Consider the following 17350-nt stretch of genomic DNA (forward strand, 5'->3'; position numbering starts at 1 on the left):
TTTTCTGCGATAATCAATACGTTCGGTCCAGGCGCGAAGGAAGCGGAAAATTACCGTTTCGGAGAATCGTGCAATCACTTCGGAGCTTTTGTCTACCGCCTGTTGCCGTAGATGCTCCATATTCCGCCTCGTCCGAACGAGCCAACCCGGACAGAAATGGAGATGGTGATGGACAATTTCCAGCGTCTACTCGAAACCCCATTCCGCTGGCTTGCCGGCCTCGGCGGCCGCCTTTTGCGGCTGATCGGCCAGGCGCTTTCGCGGCGCCAGCAGCACTCTGTCAGACGGAAATACATGAATGGCTGAGTGTGGTCTTCGCCACCACCTCGCCATGGCCGCCTTTGCCGCGGCCTTCGTCTTCATTGCCGGCGTGACGGCATTCGCCGCCGACAGGAACCAGGAGATCACCATGAGCAAGCACCCCTATGTCGGCCTGTGGGTCAGCCAGGACGACTACATCCGCTACGAACTGCTGCCGAACGGCCGCTATTTCGAATCCCGCGGCTTCCGCGAAAGGGTCTATCACGGCGAGTACCGCGTGACCGGCGATCACATCGACTACAAGGATGACAGCGGCTTCATCGCCGACGGCGAGTTCCGCAACGACGTGCTGTATCACGCCGGCGTGCGACTGATGCGGGCGTAATCACGCACCAATCAGGACGAAGGGAAGGCCGGCCGATGCGCCGGCCTTTTTCGTCAGATCAGTTCGAACCGGTCCACATCGACCATGCCCTTGTCCGAGATTTTCAGGTGCGGGATGACGGGCAATGGCAGGAAGGCGACCTGGAGGAAGGGTTCTTCCAGCGTGGTGCCGAGCGCATAGGCGGCCTTGCGCAAATCATGCAGCGTATCGCGGACCACTTCATACGGTTCGAGGCTCATCAGGCCTGCGACGGGAAGAGCGATTTCGCCCGTGACCTTTCCGTCTTCGACCACGACGAAGCCGCCCTTAATCTCGCCGAGGCGATTGGCGGCGAGCGCCATGTCGTCCTCCGAGACGCCGACGATGCAGATGTTGTGGCTGTCGTGGCCGACGGTGGAGGCGATGGCACCCTTCTTCAGCCCGAACCCCTGGACGAAGCCGTTGGCGTGGTTGCCGTTCCTGCCGTGGCGCTCAATGACGGCAACCTTGATGATGTCGCGGTCGAGATCGACGCTGGTCTGGTTGCCGGAGGCGGGCAGGCGGTAGCGGCGGTGCTCGGTAATGATCTTGCCCGGCATGACGCCGATCACGGGCACCTCGCCCTCGCTCACGGGCACGCCGAAGTGCATGGCCTGGACGGGACGCGCCTTGACGCTGTCGAGACCGACCGGGGCGACGGGCCTGCGGGTGGCGAAGAGATCGTCGGTTACGCGGCGGCCGGCGGCGAAGACCATCTCCGCCTTGCAGTTCTCGAGGCTGTCGAGCACGACGAGGTCGGCCCGCCAGCCGGGGGCGACGAGGCCGCGATCGCGCAGGCCAAAGGCGCGGGCGGCGGAGATGGAGGCGGCGCGGTAGACGGCGATGGGGTCAACGCCGTTCGCGACGGCTGTGCGGATCATGTAGTCGAGATGGCCCTGCTCGGCGATGTCGAGCGGATTGCGGTCGTCGGTGCAGAGCGCAAGGAACGGCGACAGGCGCTCGGTCAGGATCGGCATCAGCGCGTGCAGATCCTTGGAGACGGAGCCCTCGCGGACGAGGATATGCATGCCCTTGCGAATCTTTTCGAGCGCCTCTTCGGCTGTCGTACACTCGTGATCGGTTCGGATGCCGGCGGCGAGATAGCCGTTCAGGTCATTGCCGCGCAGGAGCGGCGCATGGCCGTCGATATGGTCGTCCCAGAAGGCGTCGAGCTTGGCGAGGCACCCGGGGTCCTTGTGGATGACGCCGGGGAAGTTCATGAACTCGGCAAGCCCAATCACCTTTGGATGGTTGCGGAAGGGCAGAAGCTTCTCGATCGGCAGGTCTGCGCCGGCGGTTTCCAGATGTGTGGCCGGGACGCAGGAGGAGAGCTGGACGCGGATGTCCATGATCGTTTGTTCAGCGGAATCCAGGAAGAAGCGGATGCCTTCCTCGCCGAGCACATTGGCGATCTCGTGCGGATCGCAGATGGCGGTCGTGACGCCGTAAGGAAGGACGCAGCGGTCGAACTCGTGCGGCGTGACCAGCGAGCTTTCGATGTGAAGGTGCGTATCGATGAAGCCGGGGACGACGATGCGGCCGGAGATGTCGATCTCGGTTTTGCCGGCATAGTCGCCGCAGGTGCCGACGAGGCGCTCGCCGCAGATGGCGATATCGGATTCCACGAGTTCGCCGGTGACGAGGTCGAAGAAGCGGCCGTTCTTCAGGACGATGTCGGCCGGCTGGCGGCCGGTGCCCTGGTCGATCAGCTTTTCGAGGCGCTGGCTCATTTCGGTTCTCCGCATTGTTCTTCTTGAGGGTTCTAGGGGCTGCAGGGCGTCGGGGGAAGTGCCGCGGCGGCGCTTGCGAGCCAAAACCACTGGATGCGGCATGGCGGATCGACTAAGGATCTGCGGATGAGCAAGTCCTGGAAAAATCCCGTGCTGATCTCGATCGGCGAGCCGCGGGTGGAGACAGCCATCGATAGCGTGCAGGCGGCCTCCTGGGCCATGATCGAGGATTGGCCGCTGGACGAAGGGCCGGCACTCGACAGGGCCCTTCATGCCTGCACCTGCGTGATCGAAGGCAAGCGCAAGGCGGAGGATGCACGGGCGGCCTTCGTGGCCGCGGCGGAAGAGGCGGGAATCCTGATCCGGGCGTAGACGGCGGCGGCACACGCGACGCTCGACATCAGGTCGGCGGTTCCTATGTCACGCCAGATGAAAAGAGCGATCGTGACAGGTGGTGCCGGGCTGATCGGCACAGGTTTATGCGCAACACTCCGGAAAGCCGGCTTTGAGGTGGCATCCTTCGACCTGGAGCAGGGGCCGGAGGGAACGCGCCAGATCCACTGCGATGTCGGTGACGAGACGTCAGTCGCCGGTGCCTTCGAGGAACTCGGCTGGGACAGTCTCGACCTGCTGGTCAACAATTCGGGGATCTCCGGGCCGGGCAACGGGCCAATCTCGGACTTGTCGCTGGAGGACTGGCGAAAGGTGATCGACAGCCACCTGACCGGCGCCTTCCTGATGACGCGCTCGGCCGTGCCACTGATGGGCGAGGGTGCATCGATCGTAAACATGGCATCCACCCGCGCCTTCATGTCGGAACCGCAGACGGAAGCCTACGCGGCGTCGAAGGGCGGACTGGTGGCGCTGACCCATGCACTCGCCGTCAGCCTCGGGCCGAAGATCCGCGTCAACGCGATCGCGCCGGGCTGGATTTCAGATGACGACGAACTGCGGCCGGTTGACCACGAGCAGCATCCCGCCGGGCGTGTCGGACGGCCGCAGGATGTGGCGGATGCGGTGCTCTATCTCGCTTCCGCTGGTTTCATGACTGGCCAGGTGCTGGTTCTCGACGGCGGCATGACGCGGAAGATGATCTACGCGGAGTAAAGCCTGAGAGGTCAATCAAGGTCCGTCTGAATCCAGCGCGGCGAATGGTGGATGTCGATTGTCTGCAGCCGACCCTGCCCGATATTCTCGAAGCGGTGCGGAACGCCGGCGGGCCCGAGGACGGCTTCTCCCGCGCCGGCCTCGATGACCTCGTCACCGACGAAGAACCTTGCCCTGCCTTCGACGACGACAAAGGTTTCGTCGTAGGGATGGACATGCAGCCGCGGACCTTCCCCCGGTGTGTCGTTTCCATAGGCGAGCACGGTTATCTCTCCACCGATCACCTCTCCGGCGAGAAAGCCGCGCCAGGGACCATCCGCCCCGGCGTCGAAGACGGCGCCCTTTGCCGCGACGCGTCCGTCCGGCTTCACGGTCTCAGGATCAAAATCTCTTCGCGCCATCGAAACTCTCCCCCGCTGTGACGGTAGCAAGATGGCAGCGACCAGCCCGCCCGCCAACAAAAAAGCGGCCGTCTCCGGCCGCTTTTCGTTGTGCAGATGGCTTGTCGTTACTCGACGGCGACGATCTTGCCGTCTTCCCACTTGAAGAGCGAGAAGCTCTGCGAGGTGAGGTCGCCGGTTTCGCCATAGGTGACTTCGCCGATGGCCGTCTTGATCGGCTGTCCGTCCTTGAGTGCTGCCGCAACCGCCTCGGTGTCCTCGGCGCTGCCCGCCTTCTCGATGCCGGCCTTGATGACCTCGACGGCCGCATAGGCATTCAGCGTGAAGGCCTCGGCCGGGATGTTCTTGGCGGCGAGAGCATCGGCAGCGGCCTTGGAATCGGGGTTCTTGGTGGCGTCTGTAGCGTTGGTGAAAACGGTGCCCGCGGCCTCCTCGGTCGCAATGTTCCAGTATTCGCTGTTCGACAGGCCGTCGCCGCCGATGATCACCGCATCAACGCCGGCATCGGCGAGCTGGCGCGCGAGCAGACCGGCTTCCGGGTGGTAGCCGCCGAAATAGATGAGCTCAACGCCATCCGACTTCATGCGGGTGGTCAGTGCGCTGAAATCCTTGTCGCCTGGGGTGAGGGCATCGTTGAAGACTTCCGTCACGCCGCCTGCATTGAGGGTCGCCTTGAAGGAGTCGGCGAGGCCCTTGCCGTACTGACCCTTGTCGTTGATGATGGCGATCTTCTTGTCCTTGTGGTTTTCCAGAACATAGTTTGCCGCCACCTCAGCCTGCTGGTCGTCGCGACCGCAGGTGCGCAGCACGTTGGTGAGGCCGCGGGCGGTCAGGTCCGGTGCGGTCGCGGTGGGCGTGACCATGAGGATGCCGTTTTCGGCGAGGACGTCGGATGCCGGGATGGCGACACCCGAGGTGACGGGGCCGACCACGAAGCGCACGCCTTCGCCGACAAGCTGATTGGCGGCGGAGACGCCCTGCTTCGGCTCGCCGGCGTCGTCGGCGATCTTCAGCGTGACCTGCTCGCCGTTGATGCCGCCGGCCTTGTTGATCTCTTCTACGGCTACTTCGGCGCCGTTCTTGACCTGCTCGCCATAGGCGGCGACCGGGCCGGTCAGCGGTGCGATGAGCCCGATGACGATTTCGGCATGGGCGAGGGGGGCGAAAGCCAGCGAGGCGAGCATGGTCGCGCCGGCGAATAGTTTCCGGTTCATCTTGGTTCTCCTTCTAGGGTCGAAGACCCGTCAATCCGCACCTCGTCCGCAGCGCGTCGACCGGGAGAGGTCGTGCCAAGACGCGCGGCCGGTGCAGGCTTCAATCCGGCGCGCCATGTTTGGCTGCGGCGCGGACCTCACAAAGTCGTAGAGCGTCCCCGGAGGCTTCGCAAGGATATTGCCGAAAATGTAGTCGCAGACCTCAAGAGGATGCCGAAGATTTGAGCGAGGGCGCGAATTCTGTCGCCGCTACGCCGTACTGGCTTCGCGCGTTCTATCTGTCGGCAGAAAGTGCCTTGAGGAGGGTCCGGATCTGGCCATTGAAGGCGGAGAACTCTTCTGCGGTCATTCCTGACCGGCTCAGCAGGGTCTCTCCCAGGCATCGAGCTTCGGCGATCAGCTTTCGTCCGGCCTGCGTCAACACGACATGCACCTGGCGTTCATCGGTCTTGCCTCGCCTTCGCAAGACGAGGCCTGTCGCCTCGAGACGCTTTACGGGTGGCGTGATCGTGCTCGACTCCAGCGACAAGCGCTCGGCGATTGCCCCGATCGTCAGTCCATCCTCCTCGATGAGTGTGCTCAAGACGAGGTATTGCGGATAGGTGATCCCCATCGAATCCAGCATCGGCTTGTAGAGCCGGTTGACGGCGATGTGGGCCGAATAGAGTGAAAAGCAGAGCTGTTCGCTCAGCGGGTAGTTGGCTGTATCTTCCATTTCATCCTTCTCTTCCCCTTGTTTTCCGGGGAGCGCTCGCCTTGTAACACAGAAATGCATATCGCGATAAAGAAAATGCTGGACAGGGGGAGATGGCTGCTCTAGAGATTAGTTATCGCGATAAAGAATGTTGCGATGGTTTATCGGCTGACGGTTCTGGCCAGCCGAATGCATTGAAATCAGGGTTTCGGGGCGATCACACCGGGTCTTCCAACAGCCCAAACAAATTTAAAAGGATAGCGACATGAGCAGCAATTTTATCACCACCGAAGACGGTACGCAGATCTTCTACAAGGACTGGGGTTCGAAGGACGCCCAGCCGGTCGTCTTCCATCATGGCTGGCCGCTGAGCTCGGATGACTGGGATGCGCAGATGCTGTTCTTCCTCGGCAAGGGCTACCGCGTCATTGCTCACGACCGCCGTGGACACGGCCGTTCCAGCCAGACCGACACCGGCAACGAGATGGACACCTATGCTGCAGACGTTGCGGCGCTGGTCTCTCATCTCGACCTCAGGAACGCGCTACACGTCGGGCATTCGACCGGAGGCGGCGAGGTGGCGCGCTATGTTGCTCGCTACGGCGGCAACGGCCGGGTTGCCAAGGCCGTGCTGGTGGGTGCGGTTCCGCCGATCATGGTGAAGACGGAAGCCTATCCGGGCGGCCTGCCCATGGAAGTCTTCGATGGGTTCCGTGAGGCACTGCTCGCCAACCGGGCGCAATTCTTCCTCGACATCCCGACCGGGCCCTTCTTCGGCTTTAATCGGGAGGGGGCAGAGGTGTCGGAAGGTGCGATCCGCAACTGGTGGCGCCAAGGCATGATGGGTGGTGCGAAGGCCCATTATGATTGCATCAAGGCCTTCTCGGAAACCGACTTCACCGAGGATCTGAAGGCAATCGAGGTGCCGGTCCTCGTCATGCATGGCGATGACGACCAGATCGTGCCGATCGAGAACTCGGCGCACCTGGCAGTCAAGCTCCTGAAGAACGGGACGCTCAAAGTGTACGAAGGTCTGCCGCATGGCATGGCGACAACCCATGCCGACATCATCAATGCGGACCTGCTGGCCTTCTTCCAGGGCTGAATGACAGGTTGATGCGCAAGAAGGCGGCTTCGGCCGCCTTCTTGTTTCAGGTTTGCGCCAAAAGATTGGCGGCTGCGGCTTTGCCAAGAACGGCCAGCCGGCGGTAGTGCTCGTTCCGCACGCTGCCCCGGCGCCAGAAGAAGCCGATGGTGCGGGAGCCGGGCCAGCCATCGACACGAAGCAGATGCACGTTCTGCTCGCCCTGGAACTCGGACCGGACATAGAGTTCCGGAAAGAGCGAGAGGCCCATGTCGATCGACACCATCTGCCGGAGCGCGTCGAGGCTGGTGCCTTCGTAGTCCTCGACCAGATGAGCGCCCGAGGCGCGGGCGAGATCGCGGACGGTATCCAGGAGGCGATGGCCGCGGCCGAGAGTGAGGAGTGGCTCGTGCGCCAGCGAGGCAAGGTCTACCGTTTCCCGGCCGCCCAGCCAGTGTCCGCGTGGAACGCCGAGAAATATACGCTCTTCAAAGATCTCCGCGAACTCGAACATGTCTTCGTCGGGCACAGGCCCCAGCCCGCAATCGATGCTGCCGTTCAGGACCTGTTCCTCCAGCATGAGCGGGCGCTCCTCCCGGATGTGGAGCTTGAGCTGGGGGTATTCCTGGCGAAGCCGCGGCAACAGGTGGGGCAGGAAATAGGGTCCAAAGGTTGGAACGGCGCCGAGCCGGATCAGCCCGCCCAGCGAATCCCGATTGGCGGAAGCCATGGCCACCATGCCGTCCAGCGTGTTGAGCACCGTACGGGCGGAGGCGATGATGTCGGCGCCTGCGGGCGTCGGGGCGATCAGCCCCGGCGTCCGATCAATGAGGGCGCAGCCCAGCCGCTGTTCAAGGAGCGCGATCTGTACCGACAGCGTCGGCTGCGAGACATGGCAGCGCTTTGCGGCCTCGCCGAAGTGGCCGGTCTCGCCGAGGGTCACGAGGTATTCCAGCTGACGGATCGTCGGACGATAAGGCATGTCGATAGTTATAGACTATCGATTCGATACCATCAATCAATTTGATTAATGATGGCCTATCGAGCATCCTGACCGCGTAAGAAAGGAGATCGACATGAACCGACTGTTGAGAGCGCTCAAAGCCAGGCACGCGATCATGGAGACGCGCGTGATGGAGGAACAGCGTAGGCCGAAGCCTGATCCCATCCGGTTGAAGTCGCTGAAGACGATCAAGCTTCAGCTGCGCGACCAGATCGCCTCGCTCGAACGACTGATCGGAGAAACCACGGCACCGGTGACGAACCGTCTGCGACCGAAGCGCCGCACCCTCACGTCCTGACCGCGTCCCGCCGTGACCGACCGCCAGCCGGTATCCGCCCCGGCTGGCGGTCTTTCTGCGCGGTAAGCGACTGCAGACTTCCTCTCGACGGATCCGGCGACAGCTGCCGGTTTTCCGCACTCACTTCGAACAATATCCAGCCGGCTGCGCCTGACGGATGATTCCGGCGGGCGATGCAGCGCGGCCTTTCGCGCGAGCTCACCCATGGATCTCTACCTCGATCTGGCCGCCCAGAACCTTCTCTCGGCGCCCGTCCTCTTCTTCGCACTCGGCTTCTTTGCCACACTCGCCGGGGGACATCTCGCGTTGCCTGGAGGGGTGGGCAAGATGATGGCGCTCTACCTGATGCTGGCGATCGGCTTCAAGGGCGGAGTCTCCGTCAGCGCCCACGGCCTCAGCCCGCAAATCCTTGCAGCACTTGGTATAGGTATCCTCCTATCGGCTAGCATGCCGCTGCTGGGCCACGTCATGCTCGGCGCCATGACCAGGCTCGGGCCGCGGGACCGTGCCGCGATCGCTGCCCATTATGGCTCGATCTCGATCGTCACCTTCGTGGCCGGCAGCGACGCGCTGACGCGGCTCGGGATAGGCTTCGACGGCGGAATGGTGGCGGTGGCCGCGGCCATGGAAGCCCCGGCGATCCTGACGGCGCTGTGGCTGATCCTGCGCCATCCGATGCCGGGAGCCGATCCGGAGATGGCGCAGAGCCGGCAGAAGGCGGCGCTACGGGATGTCATGCTCAACGTCACCATCGTCATCCTGATCGGCGCCTTCGCCATCGGCGCAGTGACCGGGGAGAAGGGGCTGGGCGAGCTTTCCGGCTTCGTCATCGACCCGTTCCGCGGCGTGCTCTGCCTCTTCCTCCTGGACCTCGGTGCCGTGGCGGGAAGCGGCATCCGCAAGGAGTGGCGGCTCCTGTCCCCGGGCCTTCTCGGGTTTGCGCTGGCCATGCCGCTCATCGGTGCTTCGCTTGCGCTGGTGCCGGCATTGGCTGCCGGACTATCGGTAGGAAACACGGCGCTTCTCGTCACGCTCGCAGCCAGCGCGTCCTATATCGCCGTACCCGCCGCGATGCGGATCGCGGCACCTGATGCACGGCCGGAGATCTATCTCAGCCTGTCGCTGGGGCTGACATTCCCGTTCAACCTCGTTGCTGGCCTGCCGATCTACGTCCAGCTGGCAAGCCTCGGCGCCTGAGAACGAAGCGGAGCGGGCGGCCCAGCGGCCGCTCTTTCAGGATTCAGGATGCTTTGTTCAGATGTTGCTCTTCCGGATGCCGGTGTCTCGTCAGCCCTTCGTCTGCTCAGGGTCGAAACGCGCATCGACCGGTACGCCGAGCGCCGTCGCCAGGGCATTTGTCTGGCTCGCCATGGCGACGACCGCCAGCAGCTCTGCATGCATGTCCGGCGTCATGCCCTTGGCCCTTGCGGATGCGGTGTGCGAGTGAACACAGTAGCCGCAGCCATTGGCGGTGGAGACGGCGACATAGATGAGTTCCTTCACCAGCGGATCGAGCGCACCGGGAGCCATGACGGACTGGATCCTGTCCCAGACCGACTTGAGCTGGGCGGGGTCATGGGCAAGCGCTCGCCAGAAATTGTTGACATAGTCGGTGCCGCGCGCCTCGCGGATATCGTTGAAGACGGCGAGCGCTTCAGCGCTCGCCTCTTCGTCATTCAGCAGGGAAACGACGGCCATCGTATCATCCTCTAGATCAGCGCCAGGACGCGAGCCGGGCCGCCGGTGCCGCCCCTATGCTTCGGCGCGCCAACGACGATCGTCGCGCCCTTGACCGGAAGCTCTTCGAGATTGGCCAGCGCCTCGATGCCGTAGCGGCCGGCGGGCAGCCATGAGTTGTGGACGGCGAAGTCTGCCGAATTGCCGGGGTCGATCGACAGGGTATCGACGCCGATGGCCACGACGTCGAGCGTCAGCAAGAGGTCAGTCGCCGATTTGCCAAAGCCGGGGAAGGCAAAATTGCCCTCGGCATCGTTGCGGAAGGAGGCCTCCTTGACCTTCGTCGCCCAACCCGAGCGCAGGGCGACGATAGCCCCTGCCGGGATGTCGCCATTGGCACTGATCCAGGCTTCGATATCGGCGGCCTCCACCGCGGTGTTGGCCTCTTCCTTTGCCCGATCCGTGATGTCCACGATCACGAGCGGCGCCACGAGTTTTTCCGGCTCGATCTGGTCGACGCTGGTGCCGTCGGCGCTGAAATGGAAGGGAGCGTCGATATGCGTGCCGGTGTGTTCGAAGATGGTCAGCTTGTGTAGCTGGTAGCCGTTTTGGGCGAATTCGACGGCCCATTCATACTCGATCCCCGGGTTGCCATCGAAGGTCGGGAATGTCGAATCATAGGCATGGGTGAGGTCGACGACCTTGCTGGCGGGCTGGGCGAGGGCCTCGCGTGGCGTGGTCGTCGCGACCATGGCGGCAGCCCCGGCGAAGGCTGCTCCCTTGAACAGCGATCGGCGCGACAGCATGTTTCGCTTCACGTTTTCGATGACGCAGTGATTGCACATTGGAATTCCCCTCTTCTTAGGCTTTGCGCCGCCTGAGAGTAATCCAGAACCGCCGGGGAGCAAGGCCATCTCGACGAAGGCGTGCGCAGAGGGAGGAAGAGATTCCTCAGGTGGGGACCAAAAATGAAAAGAGGCCCCGGAGGGCTTCTCGATGGCGCAGACCTTGGGCCGGCATCCGAACGGATGCCGGGAGAGACGGGTCAGATGTTTGACTTCAGGATCTCGCGCAGCTTGCCGAAGATCTCGTCGATATGGTGCTTCTCGGCGATCAGCGGCGGAGACATGGCGATGATGTCGCCGGTGGTGCGGATCAAGAGGCCGTTCTCGTAGGCCTTGAGGAAGGCGGAGAAGGCGCGCTTGGTGGGCTCGCCGGCGATCGGATCGAGTTCAATCGCGCCGATCATGCCGATATTGCGAATGTCGATGACGTTCGGCAGGTCCTTCAGCGAATGCAGTCCATCCTCCCAGTAAGGCGCCATGTCGCGCGCCCGGTCGAAGAGGCCTTCCTCCTTATAGGTTTCCAGCGTTGCGAGGCCGGCGGCGGCGGCAATCGGATTGCCCGAATAGGTGTAGCCGTGGAAGAACTCGATCATGTGCTCCGGGCCACTCATGAAGGCGTCGTGGATCTCGGAGCTGACGAGAACGGCACCCATCGGGATGACCCCGTTGGTGAGGCCCTTGGCGGTCGTCATGATGTCGGGCGTGACGCCGTAGTATTGCGCGGCAAACGGCGTTCCCATGCGGCCGAAACCGGTGATGACTTCGTCGAAGATCAGCAGGATGCCGTGCTTCGTGCAGATATCGCGGAGCTTCTGCAGGTAGCCCTTCGGCGGGATGAGGACGCCGGTGGAGCCGGCCACCGGTTCGACGATGACAGCGGCGATGGTCGAAGCATCATGCAGGATGACGATGCGCTCCAGCTCGGAGGCGAGGTCGCCACCGTGCTCGGGCTCGCCGCGGGTGAAGGCATTCTTCCCCGGCTGGTGGGTGTGCGGCATGTGGTCGACGCCGGTCAGCAGCGTGCCGAACATCTTGCGGTTGGCGACGATGCCGCCGACGGAGATGCCGCCGAAGTTGACACCGTGATAGCCGCGCTCGCGGCCGATCAGGCGGAAGCGCGAGCCGTTGCCCTTCACGCGATGATAGGCGAGGGCGACCTTGAGGGCGGTGTCAACCGACTCGGAGCCGGAATTGGTGTAGAGGACGTGGTTCAGGCCATCCGGTGCGATGTCCACCAGCCGGTTGGCAAGCTCGAAAGCCTTCGGATGACCGAGCTGGAAGGCGGGAGCATAATCCAGTTCGCCTGCCTGTTCGCGAATCGCCTCGGTGATCTTAGGCCGGCAGTGGCCGGCATTGACGCACCAGAGGCCGGCCGTCGCATCGAGAACCTCGCGCCCGTCATGCGTCGTATAGTGCATATCCTTTGCACCGACGAAGAGGCGCGGCTCCTTCTTGAACTGGCGGTTTGCCGTGAACGGCATCCAGAACGCGCGAAGATCGTTCGGCGTGGTGTTGAGGCGATTGGACATGACATGCTCCCCGTCCGGCAGAGGCCGGCTTTTTTGACTACGTGGTCAAATTATCAGGGGGCGTTGCGCCGTCAAGCGTGGCGACGTGCGCATCAGCGAGTGGCGTCAAGCGAAAGCGAGGCACAGGCGGCGCTTCAAAACGCCCCTGTGTGTCGTCATGTCAGCGCTATCATCAGGCGGCTGCGAACTTCGCCTGAAGCGGCTTGCAGTAGATGTCTTCGAGCGATTCGAGGATCTTCAGCACGGCCGGCGACGAGCAGGAATAATAGATCGTCTGCGCGTCACGACGCGTCTTGACGAGCTTCTGTGCCCGCAGCTTCGACAGATGTTGAGAGAGAGCCGACTGGCTCAATCCGACGCGAACCGCCAGCGCACCGACCGCGACTTCTCCCTTGACGAGGCAGCAAAGGATCATCAGGCGCTTCGGGTTTGCCATGGCAGAAAGCAAACCGGCGGCGGCGAGCGAATGCTCGGAAAGTGGCAGCGTATCCATAAGTCTTCATTTCCCCTCGAAGCGGGAACGCTTCAATAATGCCCTTGAACTGGAAAGCCAAAGATTAACAATTGTAAACGAGCCTTGTATATCCCTAAATTTCGGGTCGGGAACCACTTCGTGGGCCCGTTTCCGCAATTTTTGAAATCGTTGTAAACGCGGCTTCCGGCGACGAAACCGGCCTATCGAACTCATATCGGACCTGTAAATCCCCCGAAACGAGGTCGAAACCGGCCGGATCGGCTCCGGCGAAACGCGATTTCGCGGATTTCGGCGCCGAGATCGCCTCGGCCACTGTCGCGGCAAGTTCCTGCATCCCCCGCAATTTTGCCTGCAGCACCTGCCATTCGGCGACATCGATCGGAACGGGCATCACGAGGTCGCTACCGGGCAGAGCGTAGGCGCGACCGAAGCCGCCGTTCAGCGAGGCAGATTGCGGTTCGACGCGGAAGAACCGGAAGTCGGGGAAGTCGATGTAGAGGGACGCCTTGGGGTGGCGGTCGAGAAAGCGTTGCCGGAGGCGGTCATGAACCTCATCGCCGCGAGGAACGGAGGCGGCGCGGCATTGCAGCGTGATGCGCGGATGCGCCAGGGGATCGCCCTTGCCGAGTTCTCCTGCAAGGAGCGAGCAGCGGGGATCCGCCAGCAGGGCCTTCGTGTGGGTCGAGAGCGAGGAGGCGAGGATGACCGGGGTGCCGTCGAGATCGGTTGCCGTCAGCGCGCGGCTGGCGGACGGGAAGCCGGTTTCGGGATCGATGACTGCCAGAGCCATGTGCCGGGCGCCGCGAACCAGGGTGCGGGCGAGGCGCCGCGCCTCCTCGTCGGTCTCACGCAGGACTGCCGGCTTGTCGGTCTTGTCGGTCATGTCGCGTCATCCCTGTGCCGGTGCCGGGTCAGCCCATGGATGACGTCGTCGGCTGAGATCGTGCCGATCACCATACCCTTCTCGACCACGCCGACCACGCCCGGCTGGCGTGCCAGCGCGTCGAGAATATCGACGAGGGGGGTCTCCCGGGGGGCGGTGGCGGTCACGCCGTTGCCCGATCGGGTTTCGGCAACGCCCGGTCGCATGACATCCCCGGCGGTCAGCATGGCGATCGGGTTCATGTTCTGGACAAAGTCCGCGACATACTGGTTGGCGGGGGCGCGGACGATCTCCTGTGGTGTCCCGCACTGGATGATGCGGCCTCCATCCATGATGGCGATGCGGTTGCCGATGCGGAAGGCCTCGTCGAGGTCGTGGCTGACGAAGAGGATCGTCTTCTTCAGCCGCCGCTGGAACCCGAGGAGTTCGTCCTGCAGGCGGGTGCGGATCAAGGGGTCAAGGGCCGAGAATGGCTCGTCCATCAAAAGGATCGGTGCGCCGGTGGCAAAGGCGCGGGCGAGACCGACACGCTGCTGCATGCCCCCGGAAAGCTCACCGACCCTGCGGTCCGCCCATTGGTCGAGGTTGACCAGTTCGAGCTGCTCGGCGACGCGCTTGCGGCGCTCCGCTTCCCGGACGCCTGCGAGTTCCAGGCCGAAGCCGACATTCTCCTCGACCGTGCGCCATGGCAGGAGGCCGAATTGCTGGAAGACCATCGACACCGTATGGGTGCGGAGTCGGCGAAGCGTCTTGGCGTTGGCACGGTACGGGTCGATCGGCCCTTCGGGCGTCGCCACCTCCACTTCGCCGCGCGCCACGGGGGCGAGCCCGTTGACGGCGCGGAGGAGGGTGGACTTGCCTGAGCCGGAGAGGCCCATGAGGACGAGGATCTCCCCCTCCTTCACCGACAGCGAGGCATCGGCCACGCCAACGACGATCCCCGTCTTTTCGCTGATCTCGTCCCGGCTCATGCCCTGGTCGATCAGTTCGAGGATGCGTTGCGGCTTTTCGCCGAAGACGATGTCGATGTTCCTGAAGACGACTGCGTCGGTCACGTGGCGTCTCCGGAGGCGGGGCGGAACATCCGGTCGAGGATGATCGCCAGGATAACGATGCACAGACCGGCCTCGAAGCCGCGGGCGATATTCACAGTGTTGAGAGCGCGCACGACGGGGACGCCCAAACCGTTGGCGCCGACGAGGGCGGCGATCACCACCATGGATAGCGACAGCATGATGGTCTGCGTCAGGCCGGCCATGATCTGCGGCATGGCGTAGGGCAATTCCACCTTGCGGAGCACCTGGCCCGGGGTTGCACCGAAGGCGATGGCGGCCTCGGTAAGTGCTTCAGGGGTCGAGACGATGCCGAGCCGGGTGAGGCGGATTGGGGCTGGGATGGCGAAGATTACCGTTGCGATGAGGCCGGGCACCATGCCGAGCCCGAAGAGGATGAGTGCGGGAATCAGGTAGACGAAGGTCGGGATGGTCTGCATCAGGTCGAGGACCGGGCGCATGACCTGGTAGATCCATTCGCGGCGGGCGGCGATGATGCCGAGCGGCACGCCGACAAGCATGCTCACCGTGGTTGCGGCCACGACGAGAGCAAGCGTCTCGGTGGTTTCCTCCCAATAGCCTTGGTTGATGATGAGAAGCAGGCCGAGAACCGTGAAGAGCGCGATGCCGATCGAACGGCGAAACCACCAGGACAGCGCTGTCATGGCGGCGACAATCACCAGTGGATGGGGGGTCTGGAGCACGTAGAGCAGCGCATCGATGACGGTAGCAAGCACGCTCGACAGCCAGTCGAAGAACCAGGCGCCGTTGTTGGTCAGCCAGTCGACGAACTGTTTCGCCCACGTGCCGAGACGTAACTGACCGTCGTCGTCCACGAGCCATTCGGGAAGCCAGGTCACGCGATGCTTGCCCCTTCCGTAAGTGTTGCGCGAGAAATGGAGAGCGGGCCGCCGCGACGACCCGCGGAAGATCGTCAGAGGCCGAGTTCAGCCTTCACCGCAGCCGCAGCGTCGCCGCCGTCCTTTGTGGTCACGCCTGCGAGCCAGGGAGTGATTGCGTCGGGATTGGCCTTAAGCCAATCCTTGGCGGCATCTTCGGCGTCCTCCCCGTCATCAAGGATGGCGCTCATGATCTCGTTTTCCATCGCCAGCGTGAACTTCAGGTTCTTCACGAAGGCGCCGACATTGGGGCACTCCTCGGCATAACCGGCGCGCAGGTTGGTGAAGATCTCCGCACCACCCAGGTTCGGGCCGAAGATGTCGTCGCCGCCCGTGAGATAGGTGAGATCGAAGTTGGCGTTCATCGGATGCGGTTCCCATCCGAGAAAGACGACGGGCTCTCCCGCCTTGTCTGCCCGCGCCACCTGCGCCAGCATTCCCTGCTCGGAGGATTCGACGACTTCGAAATCCTTGAGCCCGAAAGTGTCGTTCTCGACCATGCCGAGGATCAGGCGATTGCCGTCATTGCCGGGTTCGATGGCATAGATCTTGCCGCCCAGCTCATCGCTGTGTGCCGCGATGTCCTTGAAATCCTTAATGCCGAGTTCGGCGCCCTTAGCGTTGGTCGCCAGGGTGTATTTTGCACCCGTCAGGTTGGGGCCGTAGGATTCAACGGACTTGTCTGCGCGATAGGGAGCGATATCGGCCTCCATGGTCGGCATCCAGTTGCCGAGGAAGACGTCGATGTCCTTGTTCTTGAGCGAGCTGTAGGTGACCGGAACCGAGAGAACCTTGATGTCGGTCTCATAGCCGAGTGCTTCAAGGATGACCGAGGCCGTGGCCGTGGTGGCCGTGATGTCGGTCCATCCGACGTCGGAGAAACGGACCGTCCCGCAGGATTCGGGCTCCGCTGCATGGCCTACCTGGGTCAGGACCAGCAGCGATACGGCTCCGGCAAGCAGGATCTTCATCGGATGGTTCATGGTTGGCGCTCCCTGTCTTTGTTCCCGGCCATTTATAAGTATATGGGAAGTCGAGGCAAGCTGGCCCGCCGGGATCGTCCTCTCCGGAGCAAGCAGATACTGCTCGTCGCGCCCTCCCTCCCTACGGTTTTCTGTGGTTTCAGCTTTCTGTGGACTTTTCCCGCACGCCGATGCGGAGGAGAAGAGCAGGCATGGCAAAACTCTATTTTCACTATGCGTCGATGAACGCCGGCAAGTCCACGCTGCTCCTGCAGGCTTCCTATAACTACCAGGAGCGGGGGATGCGGACGCTGATCCTCACCGCTGCGCTCGACAGCCGAGCCGGCGTCGGGCGCGTCGCCTCGCGCATCGGGCTTGGTGCCGATGCCATTCCCTTCGAGGCGGCCGACGACCTGTTCGCACTGGTCGAGCGCATGCACGGCGAGGAGACCGTCGCCTGTGTGTTCATCGACGAAGCGCAGTTCCTGGCGCCGGAGCAGGTGTGGCAGTTGGCGCGGGTCTCGGACCGGCTCGGCATTCCGGTCATGGCCTATGGGCTGCGGACGGACTTCCAGGGCAAGCTCTTCCCCGGATCGCAGGAACTGCTGGCGATCGCTGACGAATTGCGGGAGGTCCGCACGATCTGTTTCTGCGGCCGCAAGGCGACGATGGTGGCGCGGCTGGACGAAGAAGGTCAGGTCGTTCGCGAGGGGGCCCAAGTCGACGTAGGCGGCAACGAGAAATACGTCTCCTTCTGCCGGCGGCACTGGGAAGAGAAAATCCGCTACGGTGAAGATACTTGATCTTCGTCAAAGAGGGAGGGGGCGGATCAC

21 protein-coding genes are annotated in these 17350 nt (G+C 63.1%); 8 read left to right on the top strand and 13 right to left on the bottom strand.

Annotated features, from left to right (window positions below):
* The first annotated feature begins 168 nt into the window (after positions 1 to 168).
* Together ACEPP2_RS03965 and ACEPP2_RS03970 are read left to right on the top strand one after the other, a co-directional pair.
* Positions 169 to 306, top strand: coding sequence for a hypothetical protein (locus ACEPP2_RS03965; protein ID WP_156157141.1), 138 nt, complete (start codon positions 169 to 171; stop codon positions 304 to 306).
* Complete coding sequence (locus ACEPP2_RS03970) at positions 299 to 646, top strand: Atu4866 domain-containing protein (protein WP_077546796.1); 348 nt, start codon at positions 299 to 301, stop codon at positions 644 to 646. Before ACEPP2_RS03965 ends, ACEPP2_RS03970 begins: the two co-directional genes overlap by 8 nt.
* Positions 647 to 699: 53 nt before the next feature.
* Here ACEPP2_RS03970 and ade read toward each other — a convergent pair whose 3' ends face one another.
* Positions 700 to 2394, bottom strand: coding sequence for an adenine deaminase (ade, locus tag ACEPP2_RS03975; protein WP_395515856.1), 1695 nt, complete (start codon positions 2392 to 2394; stop codon positions 700 to 702).
* 126 nt (positions 2395 to 2520) lie between these two features.
* Here ade and ACEPP2_RS03980 point away from each other — a divergent pair, with 126 nt between their 5' ends.
* Together ACEPP2_RS03980 and ACEPP2_RS03985 are read left to right on the top strand one after the other, a co-directional pair.
* Complete coding sequence (locus ACEPP2_RS03980; RefSeq protein WP_142588107.1) at positions 2521 to 2766, top strand: DUF982 domain-containing protein; 246 nt, start codon at positions 2521 to 2523, stop codon at positions 2764 to 2766.
* A gap of 57 nt (positions 2767 to 2823) precedes the next feature.
* Entirely contained in the window at positions 2824 to 3501 is a 678-nt protein-coding gene (locus ACEPP2_RS03985) for an SDR family oxidoreductase (RefSeq protein WP_395515857.1), read from the top strand.
* Between the two features lie 11 nt (positions 3502 to 3512).
* Here ACEPP2_RS03985 and ACEPP2_RS03990 read toward each other — a convergent pair whose 3' ends face one another.
* From ACEPP2_RS03990 to ACEPP2_RS04000, 3 genes are all read right to left on the bottom strand, one after another.
* The gene (locus tag ACEPP2_RS03990) at positions 3513 to 3902 is read right to left on the bottom strand and encodes a cupin domain-containing protein (protein ID WP_152339733.1); all 390 of its coding nucleotides are present in this window, start codon (positions 3900 to 3902) and stop codon (positions 3513 to 3515) included.
* A 107-nt stretch (positions 3903 to 4009) separates the two neighbouring features.
* A complete protein-coding gene (locus ACEPP2_RS03995; protein ID WP_395515858.1) occupies positions 4010 to 5116 on the bottom strand; it encodes a branched-chain amino acid ABC transporter substrate-binding protein in 1107 nt (368 codons plus the stop codon).
* A 274-nt stretch (positions 5117 to 5390) separates the two neighbouring features.
* Positions 5391 to 5831, bottom strand: a complete 441-nt coding sequence (locus ACEPP2_RS04000; RefSeq protein WP_395515859.1) for a MarR family winged helix-turn-helix transcriptional regulator — start codon at positions 5829 to 5831, stop codon at positions 5391 to 5393.
* Between the two features lie 244 nt (positions 5832 to 6075).
* On the opposite strand from ACEPP2_RS04000, the gene ACEPP2_RS04005 reads away from it, so the two are divergent.
* Positions 6076 to 6915: an alpha/beta fold hydrolase gene (locus tag ACEPP2_RS04005; protein ID WP_395515860.1), complete on the top strand. Its 840-nt coding sequence runs from the start codon at positions 6076 to 6078 to the stop codon at positions 6913 to 6915.
* A gap of 46 nt (positions 6916 to 6961) precedes the next feature.
* Here the strand turns inward: ACEPP2_RS04005 and ACEPP2_RS04010 are convergent, their stop codons facing one another.
* The gene (locus tag ACEPP2_RS04010) at positions 6962 to 7876 is read right to left on the bottom strand and encodes a LysR substrate-binding domain-containing protein (protein WP_395515861.1); all 915 of its coding nucleotides are present in this window, start codon (positions 7874 to 7876) and stop codon (positions 6962 to 6964) included.
* Positions 7877 to 7970: 94 nt separating this feature from the next.
* On the opposite strand from ACEPP2_RS04010, the gene ACEPP2_RS04015 reads away from it, so the two are divergent.
* Together ACEPP2_RS04015 and ACEPP2_RS04020 are read left to right on the top strand one after the other, a co-directional pair.
* Positions 7971 to 8195 carry a YdcH family protein gene (locus ACEPP2_RS04015; protein ID WP_077546790.1) on the top strand — a complete coding sequence of 75 codons (225 nt, stop codon included), beginning with the start codon at positions 7971 to 7973 and terminating at the stop codon, positions 8193 to 8195.
* A gap of 204 nt (positions 8196 to 8399) precedes the next feature.
* Positions 8400 to 9392, top strand: a complete 993-nt coding sequence (locus ACEPP2_RS04020; protein ID WP_077546789.1) for a sodium-dependent bicarbonate transport family permease — start codon at positions 8400 to 8402, stop codon at positions 9390 to 9392.
* Positions 9393 to 9482: 90 nt separating this feature from the next.
* Here the strand turns inward: ACEPP2_RS04020 and ACEPP2_RS04025 are convergent, their stop codons facing one another.
* The 8 genes from ACEPP2_RS04025 to ACEPP2_RS04060 form a co-directional block, all read right to left on the bottom strand.
* Entirely contained in the window at positions 9483 to 9893 is a 411-nt protein-coding gene (locus tag ACEPP2_RS04025; protein WP_077546788.1) for a carboxymuconolactone decarboxylase family protein, read from the bottom strand.
* Positions 9894 to 9904: 11 nt separating this feature from the next.
* Positions 9905 to 10717, bottom strand: coding sequence for a cyclase family protein (locus ACEPP2_RS04030; protein ID WP_395515862.1), 813 nt, complete (start codon positions 10715 to 10717; stop codon positions 9905 to 9907).
* A gap of 200 nt (positions 10718 to 10917) precedes the next feature.
* On the bottom strand, positions 10918 to 12246 hold the full coding sequence (locus ACEPP2_RS04035) for an aspartate aminotransferase family protein (RefSeq protein ID WP_395515863.1): 1329 nt from the start codon (positions 12244 to 12246) through the stop codon (positions 10918 to 10920).
* A gap of 172 nt (positions 12247 to 12418) precedes the next feature.
* Positions 12419 to 12739, bottom strand: a complete 321-nt coding sequence (locus tag ACEPP2_RS04040; RefSeq protein ID WP_077546785.1) for an ArsR/SmtB family transcription factor — start codon at positions 12737 to 12739, stop codon at positions 12419 to 12421.
* A 94-nt stretch (positions 12740 to 12833) separates the two neighbouring features.
* Positions 12834 to 13604 (bottom strand): HugZ family pyridoxamine 5'-phosphate oxidase, encoded by a 771-nt coding sequence (locus ACEPP2_RS04045; RefSeq protein ID WP_395515864.1) that lies wholly within the window; start codon positions 13602 to 13604, stop codon positions 12834 to 12836.
* Entirely contained in the window at positions 13601 to 14659 is a 1059-nt protein-coding gene (gene choV, locus ACEPP2_RS04050; protein WP_395515865.1) for a choline ABC transporter ATP-binding protein, read from the bottom strand. Before choV ends, ACEPP2_RS04045 begins: the two co-directional genes overlap by 4 nt.
* Complete coding sequence (gene choW / locus ACEPP2_RS04055) at positions 14656 to 15516, bottom strand: choline ABC transporter permease subunit (protein WP_395515866.1); 861 nt, start codon at positions 15514 to 15516, stop codon at positions 14656 to 14658. Before choW ends, choV begins: the two co-directional genes overlap by 4 nt.
* Before the next feature lie 74 nt (positions 15517 to 15590).
* Complete coding sequence (locus ACEPP2_RS04060) at positions 15591 to 16526, bottom strand: choline ABC transporter substrate-binding protein (protein WP_235864201.1); 936 nt, start codon at positions 16524 to 16526, stop codon at positions 15591 to 15593.
* A gap of 203 nt (positions 16527 to 16729) precedes the next feature.
* On the opposite strand from ACEPP2_RS04060, the gene ACEPP2_RS04065 reads away from it, so the two are divergent.
* On the top strand, positions 16730 to 17320 hold the full coding sequence (locus tag ACEPP2_RS04065; RefSeq protein WP_052638941.1) for a thymidine kinase: 591 nt from the start codon (positions 16730 to 16732) through the stop codon (positions 17318 to 17320).
* Positions 17321 to 17350 lie beyond the last annotated feature (30 nt).

Source organism: Pseudorhizobium flavum (assembly GCF_044142885.1).
Lineage (GTDB): Bacteria > Pseudomonadota > Alphaproteobacteria > Rhizobiales > Rhizobiaceae > Neorhizobium > Neorhizobium flavum.

Excerpts from the sequence above, each read along its gene's own strand:
- ACEPP2_RS04045 (WP_395515864.1), bottom strand. The coding sequence starts at position 13,604 with ATGACCGACAAGACCGACAAGCCGGCAGTCCTGCGTGAGACCGACGAG.
- ACEPP2_RS03965 (WP_156157141.1), top strand. The coding sequence starts at position 169 with ATGGACAATTTCCAGCGTCTACTCGAAACCCCATTCCGCTGGCTTGCC.
- ACEPP2_RS03985 (WP_395515857.1), top strand. The coding sequence starts at position 2,824 with ATGAAAAGAGCGATCGTGACAGGTGGTGCCGGGCTGATCGGCACAGGT.
- ACEPP2_RS04000 (WP_395515859.1), bottom strand. The coding sequence starts at position 5,831 with ATGGAAGATACAGCCAACTACCCGCTGAGCGAACAGCTCTGCTTTTCA.
- ACEPP2_RS04005 (WP_395515860.1), top strand. The coding sequence starts at position 6,076 with ATGAGCAGCAATTTTATCACCACCGAAGACGGTACGCAGATCTTCTAC.
- ACEPP2_RS04025 (WP_077546788.1), bottom strand. The coding sequence starts at position 9,893 with ATGGCCGTCGTTTCCCTGCTGAATGACGAAGAGGCGAGCGCTGAAGCG.
- ACEPP2_RS04010 (WP_395515861.1), bottom strand. The coding sequence starts at position 7,876 with ATGCCTTATCGTCCGACGATCCGTCAGCTGGAATACCTCGTGACCCTC.
- ACEPP2_RS04065 (WP_052638941.1), top strand. The coding sequence starts at position 16,730 with ATGGCAAAACTCTATTTTCACTATGCGTCGATGAACGCCGGCAAGTCC.
- ACEPP2_RS04060 (WP_235864201.1), bottom strand. The coding sequence starts at position 16,526 with ATGAAGATCCTGCTTGCCGGAGCCGTATCGCTGCTGGTCCTGACCCAG.
- ade (WP_395515856.1), bottom strand. The coding sequence starts at position 2,394 with ATGAGCCAGCGCCTCGAAAAGCTGATCGACCAGGGCACCGGCCGCCAG.
- ACEPP2_RS04030 (WP_395515862.1), bottom strand. The coding sequence starts at position 10,717 with ATGTGCAATCACTGCGTCATCGAAAACGTGAAGCGAAACATGCTGTCG.
- ACEPP2_RS03995 (WP_395515858.1), bottom strand. The coding sequence starts at position 5,116 with ATGAACCGGAAACTATTCGCCGGCGCGACCATGCTCGCCTCGCTGGCT.
- ACEPP2_RS04020 (WP_077546789.1), top strand. The coding sequence starts at position 8,400 with ATGGATCTCTACCTCGATCTGGCCGCCCAGAACCTTCTCTCGGCGCCC.
- ACEPP2_RS03990 (WP_152339733.1), bottom strand. The coding sequence starts at position 3,902 with ATGGCGCGAAGAGATTTTGATCCTGAGACCGTGAAGCCGGACGGACGC.
- ACEPP2_RS04035 (WP_395515863.1), bottom strand. The coding sequence starts at position 12,246 with ATGTCCAATCGCCTCAACACCACGCCGAACGATCTTCGCGCGTTCTGG.
- ACEPP2_RS04040 (WP_077546785.1), bottom strand. The coding sequence starts at position 12,739 with ATGGATACGCTGCCACTTTCCGAGCATTCGCTCGCCGCCGCCGGTTTG.
- ACEPP2_RS03970 (WP_077546796.1), top strand. The coding sequence starts at position 299 with ATGGCTGAGTGTGGTCTTCGCCACCACCTCGCCATGGCCGCCTTTGCC.
- ACEPP2_RS04015 (WP_077546790.1), top strand. The coding sequence starts at position 7,971 with ATGAACCGACTGTTGAGAGCGCTCAAAGCCAGGCACGCGATCATGGAG.
- ACEPP2_RS03980 (WP_142588107.1), top strand. The coding sequence starts at position 2,521 with ATGAGCAAGTCCTGGAAAAATCCCGTGCTGATCTCGATCGGCGAGCCG.